We start from the raw sequence: 14,167 nt of genomic DNA, 5'->3' as shown, positions 1-14,167 counted from the left end.
CACCGACGATGAAGCCGATAGGCTCCGGGAAAGCGTCGGTCAGCCTTCCGCCAGATTGCCCACGGTGCCGGCCTTATGCGTGCCGTCGGCAATCTGATTGAACAGTTCGGTGTTCTTGGCGTCATCGAGCAGCACCGAGGAGCCAATGCCATCAACGTAATAATCGGGGTCGGACCAGTACACGCTGCCGGAGATGCCATTCGAGCCGGTGGCGCTTTTGAACGCCAACGCCATGGTGAGCAACGTGTCAGGGTTGGTCTTCTCGTCCACGGTGAGTGCGCTCATCGCGGCATTGGACACTGCCACGATTTTGGACGGATTGGTCAGGGTCCCACTGCTGGAAGCCTTCTTGACGATGGCCGAGATGACCTGCCGCTGGCGTTCGTTGCGCCCGAAGTCTCCTCGCGCGTCGGCGTATCGCATACGAGAGAAGGACAATGCGGTGGAACCATCCGCCGTATGGCATCCCGCCTTCCAGTTCAGTCCGGAATAGGAATCCTGAACATCCTCGTCATAGCACAGTTCGATACCGCCCAAGGCGTTCACCACGTTCTGCAGACCGCCGAACTTGATCTGTGCCACATGATCGATTTTCTGGCCGGTGATCTGCTCAACGTTGCTTACCAAAGCCTTCTTGCCCGCAATCAGCGCCACCGCATTGATTTTCATGTACTGGTTATCGACGTTCATGAGCGAATCGCGGGGAATGGAAATCAACGAACTCGGCCCGCTTTTGGGCTTGATCAGCACCAGAATTGTATCGGTCCTGAAGCCAGAGATATTGTCTACGCCGCCGTAATCGGTGGAGCCGTCACGCTCATCGGAGCCAAGAATCAGCCAAGTCGAGGCCGGCGTGTTGGGGGTGTCGGTCAGCCAGTCGCTCCGATTCAGTTTGCTGTCCACCCATTGCCAGGCGCCGAAAACGGAAAGAATCAACGCCGCCACCAGCACCGCAATCGCGCATAAGATGATGCGCAAGGCGCGCGGCCGGTGTGCCGTTACCGTTTTCGCCGTTGCCGCCGCCGGCCGGCCAAGGTGGCTGAACTTCGTGGACAGGTTTGCTGCTGGCGATGAGGGGCGGGAAACCGGCATATCCGACGGATTGCGCACGGCGTTGCGGGATGAGCCGGAAGACATCCGTGCTCGCGACGGCGGAATACTGCGCGGTGCGGCGGCATCCGGAGCCGTGCTGCGAGTGGCACGTCCGGTTTTCGGAGAAAAACTGGGCGGAGTCCGCCTGCCGTTGTCTGCGGCATTGGTGCTTGCCTTGGCATTGGCGTTCGGTTGGGGCTCTTCGACGTTATTTCCCATGACAGACAGACGGTCCGATGGAGCCTGCCCTGACTGACGTGAGGCGCGGGCAGGGGCGAAGGAGCGTGGCGCCTGTCCGGAAGGCCGGGTGCGTCGATTTCCCGCAGGAATGAAGCTTGGCGGGTTGATATGCGGATCTGCCCCACCTGATTCCTGCGTCATAACCCCTCCTGAAACTGTCGATTGTCTGAATGACACTCTGACACAGCATCCGCCGGGTGTTCCTGCGCTATGGTGTTCCTGCGCAGGAACGGCACAATATCATGTGCGACGGCGTCGGGGCATCGCGTTCACGCCATAGCACACAGTTCCATAAAAATGATGTAATGACACGAGAAAGAATTTGACAAAACCGAAATTGCATGTGTGTAATTTAGTCCGTATGAAAAGCTCAATAGGCAAGGAGAATCGCATGTGGGGTGTGGTCGACGATTCAGCCGAAGAGCCATGGCACGAATTGTGGGGACTATTCCGACCTGATGGCGATGTATCTTGGCAGCACAAGGCGTTGTGCGCGCAAACCGATCCGGAGGCGTTCTTCCCGGAAAAGGGAGGCTCGACCCGTGATGCCAAACGTGTGTGCGCAAAATGCGAAGTGCGTGAGCAATGCCTGAAATGGGCCATCGACCATGATGAGCGATTCGGTATCTGGGGTGGCATGAGCGAGCGCGAACGCCGTCGATATAAGCGAGAGCACCGGGAGCAGGCGTAGCTCCACACACCCCCTTCAAGTCTGGTGCGTACACTGGGAGTTTATGAGTCCGACAGGTAATAACGATATTCATGAGGCGTTGGCCGACGCCATGTCTTCTCGACCATATACGCATAGGCAGGATGTGGATACCGGCATTACGGCTGTGATCACCGTTGAGGAGGATATGCGTTTCCTCCGGTCTACATTGCGTTCGGTATTGACGCAGAATGTTCTCCCGGGAGTCGTCATCATCGCCGACGCGACCGGACGCACCAGTTCGAGGATAACCACCTCGTTCGAGGTCATCCCCTCGCCATCAGGGCCGGTGATGGAGGTGCCGCAGTCCAAGCATGTGACCATTCACATCGTCTCGGCCAAGGGCGCACGCTCCTTCGGCGATGCGGTCAGCCGGGCATTGGATCGTGCCGATCTGGATGACGCTCCCCGCGCATTGTGGCTGCTCCATGATGATTCCCGCCCTTCGGATGCCTCATGCCTTGAACGATTGCTTGAGGCGTGGCGCAATACGCCGGGCGCCAGTGTGCTCGGGTGCAAACAGTGTGATTGGGAAGGCTCCCATCTGCATGATGTCGGTATGTATGCGGGCCACCACGCCGTGCATTCCCTGGTGGTCGATGGAGAACCCGATCAGGAGCAGTATGACGGGCGGCAGGATGTGTTTGCGGTGTCGCTGGCAGGCGCGCTGGTGTCCATGTCGCAATTCACGCGACTGCGGGGCATCAATGCCTGGCTGACCACCTACAGCGAATCGGTTGATTTCTGCCGCCGTGTCTGCCTGAGCGGCGGACGCGTGGTGGTTGTCCCGCAAGCGGAGATATCACATCGTCGTGCACGGTATGAAGGCATTCGTACGCGAGGCGGAGAGCCGCTTAAAGACGATCACACGGTCAATCATGCAATGACGGTGCATCGCTCCCAACAGCGGTATCTGTACACGGATCTGGCCATGTCGTCCTGGTTTATCGTCTGGCTGTGGAGGCTGCTCCGCAGTTTTGGCATGGCCATAGCCATGATGTTCGGCAAGAAGCCGTATGAAGCATGGGTGCAATTGTGCCTGCCATGGCTGGCTTTGGCCGATATCGCGGGAAACATGAAATCACGCAGGCTGGTGGCCAGACAATCGAAGGTCGCCGCATCGTCCCTGCATGTCTTGTTCGCAGACAGTCAGCAGATCAAGCAGTTCCATGATCGTCGGGATGCATTCCAATCCCAGCAGGGCAGAGTGCTGCTCAGTCCGCTGGAACGTGCCCATCTGCGGACACGCACCATATATCGCTGGAGTGCGGCCGTGGTGATGGCGCTGGTGTGCTTTGCGGCCATCGCGGTGATGTATTGGCCGGTGTTCCGTTCGATATTCTCCGGCGGATCGTTGTATTCCGATGTGTTGCTTCCCACCGGTGCCAGCTTCACGCAACTGGTGCAGTCCGCCACCACGCCGTGGGTGTTTGGCAGCGGCACCGGCATTCCTGCGCCGCCCACTCCGTGGCTGCTGGTGCTGATGCTGGCCTCGCTGGTCACGCTCGGCCATGTGACCGCCGCTTTGGCGATGATACTGTTTGTGGCCGCGCCGCTGAGCGCATTGTCGTTCTGGGCGCTGGCGGGCGTATTCACCCGCTCGGACGTGGTTCGTGTGCTGGGAGGACTGCTGTGGGCATCCACCGGCATTATGTTCGGCTGGTATGCGCAGGCCAATATGCCGATGCTCACCGTAATGGTGTTCCTGCCGGCCGCGTTCGCATTCGTGTTCCGTGCCGTGGGCATGTACCATACCGAAGACCCGCTCAAGCCGCGCACATCCGTTCAGGCCGCGGCCATCGCCGCACTGTGCTTCATCCCTGTGGTGGCCGCCGAACCGCAGCTGCTGTTCGCGCTGATCGTCGTGTTCCTGATGTTCCTGCTATTCGTGCGTCGCAAGCGCGCCATGCTGTTGCTTATTCCGGTTCCTGCCGCCTTTGCGGTGGCTCCTACGCTCGTCAATGCGGTGCGTTACGCCGATTTGGGTATGTGGCGTCAACTGTTCGGCGACATCACGGTGCCAACGCCATCCGCCAACGGGTCGCCGGCGTCGCTGAGTCTGCTTGAGGCCGCACAGCGTGCGCTGGGATGGCGAATGGGGGCGACTGATTATGCCGATTTGGCGGTCACTGTGCTGTTTGGCGTCATCACGCTGCTTGCTCTTGCTTCGCTGGTGCTGCCGTTCGCGTTGCGGACCTCGCGACTGATGTGGGTGGTAATCGTCTGCGGAGGCGCGCTCGCCCTGGTCTCCAGCCGTGTGGCCATAACCGTGGATGCCGATGGCGTCGTGGCCGGTTCCGCGCAGCCGGGCATCGCGATGATGATATTGGGCTTCCTTGCCTGCGTGTGTCTCGTCGCTGGTGGGGCGGTGAAGCGATTCCAGCCGTTGCATGCGTCTGGCAGTGATCCCGCACCGAAAAAGGACCGTCTGCATGTGCTCATCGTGTCTGGCCGTGTGATGCTTGCTCTGATACTGGTGTGCTGCATCGGCATTCAATGCATGTATGGCATCGAACGTCATAAGGATGCGGGACTGGGCGTGTCTGAAAACGGCCTGCCCATGGTCACCACCGATTATCTGGAGGCCAGTGCCGATCATCGTGTGCTTGCCGTGAGCGCGGAGACCCGCAACATCGTCAACTATGCGGTGATGCGCACCTCGCGCGGCGATCTGATCGACAGTTCCCCGGTCCAGCGGGCGCGCCTGCTGTCCGGCAAGCATGATGCGGTTGACGAACAACTGGCCCAGGCCTGTGACTCGCTGCTGTCCAATCCCGACGAAGAGGCCATTGCGGCCATCAGCGCGCTTGGATTCGGCGGCATCTACGTGGTTCCCGAGACCGGCGATTCCTCGAACGACATGTCGTATGAACAGTTGAGCGCGAATATCGCCGCATCGAACGGCACCCAGTCCCTGGTCTCCACGGATAGCGGCAGCTACTATCGTCTGACGCTGCGTAGCAGCGCCTCACAGCAGGTGGGTACCTCATGGCAGCAACGTGCACAGCATAGTGTCTGGAGGCACGCCTGGCTGATATGCCTAGGTGTGATCACGGCGTTGTACTGCTTGGTCGCCATGCCTCGCAGACGACCGTCCTACGGATTGGAGGAGCGGGCATGAGCAACAAAACTTCTGGTTTCAAACGTGCGATCGGCATCGTGCTCGGTGTGATCACCATGCTGGTGTTGATTGCGCTGTTCGTCGTTCTCGTCATGGCCCCCATCCCCAATATCTGGGTGGATAAGGTGGCCGCTTCCGATAATGCCATCGACCAGACCGTTAGTCCGACCCAGTCCGAAACCTACTGTCCGGCACCTATAGGATTGGCCGATACCGGCACGTACGGCGACAGCGCCTTCCAGGCCACTGTCGGCAATCTGAGTACGCAGGCGCGCTATGCGGCGTTCGGCTCCGTCTACAGCGCCACTGTCTCGGCGATCGGGCAAACGTCCAGTTCAGATGACGTGACTTTGAAAGACGCCGATCCGACCGACGATTCCTCGGTGAAAACCGGTGCTCAGAAGATCGATCAGGGAGCTCGCCTGATCAATACCCGTATGTTGCAGGCCGCAGCTGGCACCGGCACTGTCGGCACCATCGCATCATGGGCCGATGATGGCGATGTGAGAGGTGTCTCGGCGGCATCCTGCGTATCGACCTCGCTCGGCCAGTCGTTCCTGCTCTCCGGCAGCATGACTGGTACCACACAGCAGCTCATCGTCTCGAATCCCTCCACCAAGCCGACCACCGTCGACATTGCCGTCTGGGGTTCCGAGACAGCCGGGAAAATGGCATTGTCCACACAATCCACGCTGTCTGTGCCAGCTGAGGGGGAGTCCTCGATGGAACTGTCCGCCGCGGTCGATGGGCAGCATGGTCTGTTCGTGACCGTTTCCAGCAAGGAGACTCCTATCGCGTCCGTGGTGCGTACGGTGACCATGGATGGTCTGACACCGAAAGGTTCTGATTTCGCGCTGCCGCTGCCGACCGCATCCAATGCATCGGTGGCGCCGTCCATCACTGCCGGCGATGCGGTCACCGCTTATCTGTTCGCCAAGGCAGACACCAGCACCGGGCTGTCATGGATTACCGCCAAAGGCTTGGTTCCCGCCAAAGATGCCACCGTCACTGCTGATAAAGTGACGGCGATCGACTTGGGAGAGGCTCCTGATGGGGCGTTGGGCGTGATGTCCACCGCAGAGGACGCCGTGTCGTTCTCCGTCAAGGCCACACGCTCCGGTGACTCCGGCCAAGCCGATTTCGCATTGGTCAATGCCGGCGAGCCATCCGAATTCTCGGGGTTGGCCCTTCCCGACGGAGTAAAGGCCTCCATCACGCTGGCCAATACGTCCAATGAGCGCAGGACGGTCACCTTGCGCGCCTACGATGATGCTGGTGCTTCGGTAACCTCCAAGGAAATCACACTGGATGCGAACGCAGCGCAAACGATTGAAGCCGGCAACCTTTCCGGCGATCATGGCACCGCGGTCGTGCTGATGTTGGAGGACTCATCCATGAAAGTGAGCTGGGGAGCGCGGTTCAGTCACGATTCGTTGCAAGACAAGGACATCGCCGGATTGTCCGTCATCGGCGCTTCAACGCTGATGCCCGCCACGGTTCATGTCTGGGCTCGGAATGATTCCTCCATCGTCAAGTAGAGCGCGCTCGCCGAAGCATCGGTCTGATGATGTTTCGGCGGCGATGTAGCTGCGGGCCGTGTCACTATCTTATTACAAGTGACACGGCCCGCAGTGTTGTCACAGGCCCCAGTCAGGGTCGATTTCCTCCGGCCTGCGCCCATACAATTCCGCTATGCGGGCCACCAGCTCATCCCTGACGGCCAATTGCAATTCGAGCTTGGTAGATGCCTCGGTCTGCAACGGCATGCGGTAGAGCACGACTCGTGCGGGAATGCCGTGGCTGGCAGGGAAGCACTGGGACGTCATATTCGGCTCGGTCTGCCAAGGCGTCGGATCCGAAGGCGGCACATCCTCCACCGCGAACTGGAGCGGACGTATCAGTTCCGGCCACGCTTGGCCGAGCCTGCGAACCTGGGCCGCCACCATATCGTCGAACATGCCGGTACGAGTGCGGTAACGGGGCAGACGGGTGCCGAACATCGGGGTTCGTGTGCCGCGACCGTGGCGGTTGCGGTAGATTCGTGCGTTCCAAGGTGGCTGAAGCATGGTTCCCACCATAGGACATGGCGGAGGCAACATGCGTTAGGATTGGTTCATTGGTTGTGAACATTCGTCAACGAGGGAGGCGCGACAAATGGTGGTATGTTCGTGGTCCGAACTTGATTTCGATAATGTCTGCTCCAACGCCAAGGTGTTCGGTTTCGATTTGGACAACACACTGGCCAGCTCAAAACAGCCGATGAAGCCCGCGATGATCGAACGGTTCTGTGCGTTGCTCGACCATACGGTGGTGGCCCTGATCTCAGGGGGCGGCATGGCGGTGGTCACCTCGCAGGTGCTGGATGTACTCACCCCGAATGCCAGGCGCGGCAATCTGCACGTCATGCCTACCTCCGGCTCCCGGTATTACCGGTGGGATGGCACGCAATGGGCCTTGGTGTATGCGCATGATCTGTCCGAAGCCACCGTGGCCGCTGTCTCGGAAAGTCTTGAGCGACATGCCCGGGAACTGGGATTGTGGGAACAGCAGGTATGGGGGCCTCGAATCGAGAACAGGGGCAGCCAGATCACCTTCTCCGCTCTTGGGCAGTTCGCCCCCGTAGCGGCCAAGCAGGCATGGGATCGCGATAACACGAAGAAACAGGCGCTGGTCGAAGCGGTCAAGGCCGATCTGCCGCATATGCGGGTCAGGGCCGGCGGATACACCAGTGTGGATGTCAGCGAATGCGGCATCGATAAGGCCTATGCCGTGCGCAAGCTGACGCAGATACTTGGCATACGGGTCGATGAAATGGTGTTCGTGGGTGATCGCATGACGCCTACGGGTAATGACTATCCCGCGGTTGAGGCCGGTGCGATCGGTGTTCGTGTGGAGAATCCGCAAGACACGGTACAACTGCTGGATGCACTGCTTGCGCGATTCGATACTCCAGCTCGATAGTGACGCGTTATGGACGGGCCGAGCGTATACAAGTGGTGGCATGCGATGTGGGCACAGGTCTGCAATTTGCTGTTTCCACGCGGCTGCGCTGGGTGTGACGCGCCGGATGAGGTATTGTGTGCGGCATGCTGGGCCCTGTTCGCGCAATGCCGGGAACGGGATGCAGACAGTGGTGGCGGAGCCCGTATATGGTCCGCATCGATTTATCAGGGATCGGTACGTCGTGCCATTCTCGACTGGAAGGACCACGACGATACCGAGCTTGACGGCCCTTTCGGCCGCATCATGGTGTCGCTGCTGAACAAGACGCCAATACCATCATCATGCTTGGGTCATCGCGTATTGGTGGTTCCGGTGCCATCATCGCGGGCGTCAATGCGCCGAAGAGGACGTGCCCATACGGCACCGTTGGCCGAATCGGTGGCAGGGGCATTGCGTGGGTACGGCGTCGATGCGCGACCATGCAATGCCCTGAGCTCCTCCACCAAGGCACGCTCCGTGCAGCAGGTCTCTTCGGCGCAGCGTGCCCGCCGTATCACCGGTCACGTCACGGTGAAGCGTGATCTCATCGGCCATGGCGACGCGGTGCTTCTCATTGATGACATCGTCACCACAGGTGCCACCGTGCGGCAATGCGTTCAGGCATTTCAGCAGGCCGGCACCAAGGTGGTGGGCGTGCTGGTATTGGCGGATGCCGTGGTGCGACGGTCCGATGACGATATCAACGGGTGAATGACATCGGTGACGATGCCCCAGATAGCAGGCGAAGCGCCGTTGCTCGGCATGTAATCGGGGTATCGCGGATTCTCGGCGTGCAATATGGTGATGCCGGCCCGTGAAACCAGCCGTTTGATGGCGATTTCATCGTCCATGACAGCCGCAACCACATCTCCGGGGACTGGTGCCAACGAACGATCGACAATCAGCAGATCGCCGTTGTGGATGCCCGCATTGATCATGGAATCGCCGGCCATCTGCATAACAAACAGCGTGGTGTCGTGCGCCATGGCCTGTGACTCGGCTTGCTGTGTCATACCGCGCCTCCCACCCTGTGTTCGAACATCTGTTCGAACACAGTATACGGTAAGACGGCGGACAATATCAGCGTTCGGCGATGTGATATTTAGGTAGGATGATTTCGAAATCGGCGCCTCGCGTGTCATCGACCACTTTGACGGTGCCGCCGTGCAATTGGGCCGCCCAGCGTGCGATGGACAGGCCAAGGCCGGTGCCGCCCGACTCGGTGCCGGGACCCGTCTTGCCTTTGACAAAGCGCCGGAAGATGTCCGAACGGTCGGACGGTGCAATCTGGGAGCCGAAATTCACCACATTGGTCACGATGGTGCCTTGGTTGTCATCCTCATGGGCGTCGACCAGCACGGTGGTGCCGTCGGCCGAATGCTTCAGCGCGTTGGCGATGATGTTGGTGAACAGCTGGCGCAGGCGGTCCTGATCGCCTTCCATCGAGATGTCGGCCGGCACGGTGACGCGGATGTCGTGGGCGTGGCCGCCATCGGCGATTTCCAACGGCTCGATGGTCTCGTCAAGAAAATCGGCGAAGTTGAACTTTTCGATATTGAGACTCGCCGCACCGGCCTCCATACGGCTCAAATCCAACAGGAAGGCGATGAGGTCGGAGAGACGCTGCGTTTGGGTGAGGATGCTCTCCAGATTGGCGGGAGTGGGCTCGATGACGCCGTCGGCCATGTTCTCGACCATCGCCTGCAAAGCGGAAACGGGCGTGCGCAGCTCATGGCTCACATTGGCGATCATGTCGCGGCGCATTTTATCGGCATGCTCGAGTTCGCCGGCCATCTCGTTGAACGAGCGAGCCAGCTGGCCGACTTCGTCATGACGATCCTGATTGATATCCACGCGGACCGTGTAATCGCCATCCGCCATGGCTTCGGCCACATCGCGCATCTGGCGTAGGGGAGCGGTGATGCCGCGAGAGAAGAAATAGGTGATGCCCAAGGCCACCACCAAAGTTAGCGGCATGGCGATCCAACCGGACCAACCGAATTTCAGGAGGAACCAGCACATGGCAAACGCGATGGCAGTGGCGATAACGATCAGTGCGCTGAGTTCCAGCTTCAGAGAGGAGAACAAATCAACCGGCTTGACGCGAGGTTTCATCGCGTCAAGCCGGGATTGCTGTTGTTTTTTGGATGCCATCACGCGGTCAACGGCTCGAAAGCGTAGCCCACGCCGTGCACGGTGCGGATGGTATCGGCGCCGAGCTTATGGCGCAGCGCCTTGACGTGGCTGTCGACGGTGCGGGTGCCGGATGCGTCGACCCAGTCCCAGACCTCTTCGAGCAGCTTTTCGCGGGTGAGCACCGACTTCGGGCGGCGGGCCAGCGTGGCCAGCAGATCGAACTCGGTGGGGGTCAGATGCACCTGCTCGCCGTTCACGGTGACGATGCGCTGGGCCGGGTCGATGACCATCGAACCGAAGTCGAGCAGCTTCTCGTTCTCCGAATTCTTGGCGATGACCTTCGCACGCTCCACGCGGCGCAGCAGCGCCTTGCAGCGGGCGATGAGCTCGCGCATGGAGAACGGTTTGGTCATGTAATCATCGGCACCCGCTCCCAGACCGATGACCTTGTCGGCCTCGTCATCACGTGCGGTGAGGATCAGCACCGGCACCGGACGTTCGGCGACGATGCGTTTGGTGGCCTCAAGACCATCCATGACCGGCAGCATGATGTCCATGATCACCAGATCGGGGCGTAGCTGGGACGCGGCCTGGACGGCGGAAGCGCCGTCCCCGGCCACGCGAGCGGTCCATCCCTCAGCGGTGATGCGCTGGGCGATGGCCGTGGCGAGCGTGGGCTCGTCCTCGACCACCAACACCGTGCGCGGTATCGTATTCTGACGCGCTGTGGTATTGAACATAAATAAACCGGTTACCTTTCAGCCTGTTGACCAGTTCAGTCTTCCGGCTTCAAGAATACAACTCCCAGAGCCGGAACGGTGATCTTCGCCGAGAACGGACGCGAATGATATTCGCCCTCGACCGCTTCGAAGGTGCCGTTGTGGATGTCGGAGCCGCCGTACTTGGCGTCATCGGTGGTGAACACTTCGGTCCACTTGCCGCCGGTGGGCAGCGCCACCTGATAATCGGACCAGGCTTCACCGGAGAAGTTGACCACCACGGCCAAGGTCTCGTCCTTGGTGCCGATGCGCAGGAAGCTCAGCGTGTTGTGGTCGGCATCGTCGCTGGTCAGCCACTGGAAGCCGGCCGGATCGAAGTCCTGGCTCCATAGTGCCGGATGCGCCTTGTAGAAGGCGTTGAGGTCGGCGACCATGGTCTGGACCTGACGGTGCTCCTGCCAGTTCAGGCAATCCCAATCGATGGAGGCGTCGTGATCCCACTCGCCCCACTGGGCCAGCTCGTTGCCCATGAAGGAGAGCTTCTTGCCCGGGTGAGCCCACTGATAGGCGAACATCGAACGCACGCCGGCTAGCTTCTGCCAGCCATCGCCCGGCATCTTGCCGTACAGGGAGCCCTTGCCGTACACGACTTCGTCGTGGCTGATGGGCAATACGTAGTGTTCGGAGTAGGCGTACACCATGGAGAAGGTGATTTCGTTGTGGTGCCACTTGCGGTTGATGGGCTCCTCGTGCAGATACTCGAGGGTGTCGTGCATCCAGCCCATGTTCCACTTCATGCCGAAGCCGATGCCGCCGGCGAAGGTGGGGGCGGTGATGCCCGGCCATGCGGTGGACTCCTCGGCGATCATCATGACGCCGGGGTTGTTCTTGTACGCGGTGGCGGTGGCCTCCTTGAGGAAGTCGATGGCCTCCAGGTTCTCGCGTCCGCCGTAGATGTTCGGGCGCCACTGGCCGGGTTCGCGGCTGTAGTCGAGGTAGAGCATGGAGCTGACGGCATCCACGCGCAGTGCATCGACGTGCAGGTCCTCAAGCCAGAACAGGGCGTTGGCCACCAGGAAGTTGCGTACTTCGCGGCGTCCGAAGTTGAACACATAGGTGCCCCATTCAGGGTGTTCGCCGCGCAGCGGGTCCGGGTCCTCGTACAGCGGGGTGCCGTCGAAGCGGCCGAGCGCGAAGGCATCCTTCGGGAAGTGGGCGGGCACCCAGTCCATAATCACGCCGATGCCGGCCTGATGGAACTGGTCGACCAGGTAACGGAAGTCGTCGGGGGAGCCGAGACGGGAGTCGACTGCATAGTAGCCGGTGACCTGATAGCCCCAGGAGCCGGAGAACGGGTGCTGGGCCAGTGGCATGAACTCCACGTGGGTGAAGCCTTCCTGCTTGACGTAGTCCACGAGCTGCTTGGCCTGGTCGCGGTAGGTCAGTCCCTGCTTCCAGCTGCCGGCGTGCACCTCATAGATGGAGACCGGGCCATCATGCGGGTTGGTGGTGCGGCGGTGCTGCATCCAGGCGTCATCGTTCCACTTGTAGGTGGATTCGGTGACGATGGAGGCGGTGTTCGGCGGAACTTCGTGCTGACGCTCCATCGGGTCAGCCTTCATCTCCCACGTGTAATTGGCGTTCAGGATCTGGAACTTGTAGGTCTCGCCCGCGCCGATGCCGGGGATGAAGATCTCCCACACGCCGGAGGAGCCGAGCTCGCGCATGGCATGACGGCGGCCATCCCAGGCGTTGAAGTTACCGACCACGCGCACGGCATGGGCGTTCGGGGCCCACACGGAGAATGCGGTGCCTACCACCTGTTCGCCGGGCGTGCCGTCTGCGCCGCCCATCGGATCGTCGTAGCGCAGCACATGCGCGCCAAGCGCCTCCCAGAGCTTCTCGTGACGGCCCTCGCCGAACAGATAGGTGTCCATGTCGCCGACTGTGGGCATATAACGGTATGGGTCATCCTCAATGAGCACTGCGCCGCTTTCCCACTCGGTCCTGACGCGGTAGTCGGGAATCGTGGGCTGCTTCTTGGTGCCGGAGGCCGGCACGGTAACCACGAACACGCCGTTGTATTCGTGGGTCATCGGGTATTCGCCATCCTGGGTGAGGATGGTCACGGACTTGGCAAGCGGACGCAGCACACGGATTGTGGCGGTGTCGGCATGCTTGCCGATGCCGAGATGCCCGCCGAGAACTCCGTGGGGGTTGTAGAATTCAGCATTGCTCACCGCATCGAGGTCGCCTTGGGCGACAGGCACGGTGACGGTATCTTCCTTGATCTTCGTTTTTTTAGCCATGTCCCAAAGTCTACGTGCGTTGGAGTTGAAAACGCTACATTGGCGCGTCGAAAATGACGAATTCTTGCCCTTTTCGGTGTGTCTCCGTGGTTGTGAGCGCTCTCATAGGGGCGGTCCAGACCGCATGGCATAATTATTCGAGTTTTTGTGTGTAAGCCGTCAGTTCTCGGAGGGTACATGTCTTACAAAGTCGGCGATATGGTCGTCTATCCGCGTCATGGTGCAGCGAAGGTGGAGGCCATTACCGAGCGGACGGTCAAGGGAGTGACGCGCGAATATCTGCAGCTGTCCGTACTCTCTTCCGATGGTTTGGTCATCAACGTTCCCGTGGACAATGCCAAGAAGGTCGGCGTGCGTGACATCGTCTCCGCATCCGAAGTGGCCAAGGTGTTCGGCATCCTGCGGACCCCGATCATCGAGAAAGAGATGAACTGGTCTCGCCGTTACAAGCTGAACGTCGAAAAGATCGCCACCGGTGACGTCAACAAGATCGCCGAAGTGGTTCGCGATCTCGCCCAGCGCGATGTCGACGAGCACGGCCTGTCCGCGGGCGAGAAGCGTATGCTCACCAAGGCCCGAGCCATTCTGACTTCTGAGATCGCCTTGTCTGAGAAGATCGACGAGGCGGAAGCCCAGCGTCTGCTCGACGTGAACCTGGGCTACGAGCCCGCTCAGCCCGGTGACGACAAGCATCACACCGCCGAGCCCGAAGAGGCCGCGGCCGATACTTTGGCTCGTGTCGAAGCCGAGAAGAAGTCCAAGAAGAAGTGATTTGATTGTTTTGAGGCCTCGGTCGTGTCCTTATGCGATACGCCGGGGCTTCGTGATTCATAATCGTTTGCTGCCGTTCGTCTGGGCA

The 14,167-nt window shown here is 60.2% G+C and carries 12 protein-coding genes; 6 read left to right on the top strand and 6 right to left on the bottom strand.

Annotated elements, in window-relative coordinates:
• Window positions 1-39: 39 nt before the first annotated feature.
• A complete protein-coding gene (locus ACEUKI_RS01755) occupies window positions 40-945 on the bottom strand; it encodes an LCP family protein (RefSeq protein ID WP_179133474.1) in 906 nt (301 codons plus the stop codon).
• A 778-nt stretch (window positions 946-1,723) separates the two neighbouring features.
• Here ACEUKI_RS01755 and ACEUKI_RS01750 point away from each other — a divergent pair.
• The 3 genes from ACEUKI_RS01750 to ACEUKI_RS01740 are packed head-to-tail and all read left to right on the top strand — an operon-like array spanning window position 1,724 to window position 6,700.
• Window positions 1,724-2,023 carry a WhiB family transcriptional regulator gene (locus tag ACEUKI_RS01750; protein ID WP_012578068.1) on the top strand — a complete coding sequence of 100 codons (300 nt, stop codon included), beginning with the start codon at window positions 1,724-1,726 and terminating at the stop codon, window positions 2,021-2,023.
• Window positions 2,024-2,066: 43 nt separating this feature from the next.
• A complete protein-coding gene (locus ACEUKI_RS01745) occupies window positions 2,067-5,162 on the top strand; it encodes a glycosyltransferase family 2 protein (RefSeq protein ID WP_374156426.1) in 3,096 nt (1,031 codons plus the stop codon).
• Window positions 5,159-6,700, top strand: a complete 1,542-nt coding sequence (locus ACEUKI_RS01740) for a DUF5719 family protein (RefSeq protein ID WP_080785112.1) — start codon at window positions 5,159-5,161, stop codon at window positions 6,698-6,700. The genes ACEUKI_RS01745 and ACEUKI_RS01740 overlap by 4 nt, the downstream gene beginning before the upstream one ends.
• A 99-nt stretch (window positions 6,701-6,799) precedes the next feature.
• Here the strand turns inward: ACEUKI_RS01740 and ACEUKI_RS01735 are convergent, their stop codons facing one another.
• Window positions 6,800-7,162 (bottom strand): metallopeptidase family protein, encoded by a 363-nt coding sequence (locus tag ACEUKI_RS01735; protein ID WP_179133473.1) that lies wholly within the window; start codon window positions 7,160-7,162, stop codon window positions 6,800-6,802.
• A gap of 154 nt (window positions 7,163-7,316) precedes the next feature.
• Here ACEUKI_RS01735 and ACEUKI_RS01730 point away from each other — a divergent pair, with 154 nt between their 5' ends.
• Both ACEUKI_RS01730 and ACEUKI_RS01725 read left to right on the top strand, forming a co-directional pair.
• Window positions 7,317-8,123 carry an HAD-IIB family hydrolase gene (locus tag ACEUKI_RS01730; protein ID WP_080785110.1) on the top strand — a complete coding sequence of 269 codons (807 nt, stop codon included), beginning with the start codon at window positions 7,317-7,319 and terminating at the stop codon, window positions 8,121-8,123.
• 9 nt (window positions 8,124-8,132) lie between these two features.
• Window positions 8,133-8,855: a ComF family protein gene (locus ACEUKI_RS01725; RefSeq protein WP_374156425.1), complete on the top strand. Its 723-nt coding sequence runs from the start codon at window positions 8,133-8,135 to the stop codon at window positions 8,853-8,855.
• Here ACEUKI_RS01725 and ACEUKI_RS01720 read toward each other — a convergent pair.
• The 4 genes from ACEUKI_RS01720 to glgB form a co-directional block, all read right to left on the bottom strand.
• Window positions 8,771-9,157: a LexA family transcriptional regulator gene (locus ACEUKI_RS01720; protein WP_080785108.1), complete on the bottom strand. Its 387-nt coding sequence runs from the start codon at window positions 9,155-9,157 to the stop codon at window positions 8,771-8,773. The genes ACEUKI_RS01725 and ACEUKI_RS01720 overlap by 85 nt on opposite strands.
• Before the next feature lie 67 nt (window positions 9,158-9,224).
• Window positions 9,225-10,298, bottom strand: coding sequence for a cell wall metabolism sensor histidine kinase WalK (locus ACEUKI_RS01715; protein ID WP_179133445.1), 1,074 nt, complete (start codon window positions 10,296-10,298; stop codon window positions 9,225-9,227).
• On the bottom strand, window positions 10,298-11,020 hold the full coding sequence (locus ACEUKI_RS01710) for a response regulator transcription factor (protein WP_374156424.1): 723 nt from the start codon (window positions 11,018-11,020) through the stop codon (window positions 10,298-10,300). The genes ACEUKI_RS01715 and ACEUKI_RS01710 overlap by 1 nt, the downstream gene beginning before the upstream one ends.
• Window positions 11,021-11,055: 35 nt before the next feature.
• A complete protein-coding gene (gene glgB / locus ACEUKI_RS01705) occupies window positions 11,056-13,308 on the bottom strand; it encodes a 1,4-alpha-glucan branching protein GlgB (protein ID WP_143248017.1) in 2,253 nt (750 codons plus the stop codon).
• Between the two features lie 177 nt (window positions 13,309-13,485).
• On the opposite strand from glgB, the gene ACEUKI_RS01700 reads away from it, so the two are divergent.
• Entirely contained in the window at window positions 13,486-14,079 is a 594-nt protein-coding gene (locus ACEUKI_RS01700) for a CarD family transcriptional regulator (RefSeq protein ID WP_007053566.1), read from the top strand.
• Window positions 14,080-14,167: the final 88 nt, after the last annotated feature.

This window comes from Bifidobacterium sp. 2450 (genome assembly GCF_041900695.1).
GTDB lineage: Bacteria > Actinomycetota > Actinomycetes > Actinomycetales > Bifidobacteriaceae > Bifidobacterium > Bifidobacterium longum.
Note: the sequence above shows the minus strand (reverse complement) of the source record. Positions and strands in the feature narration are given on the sequence as shown.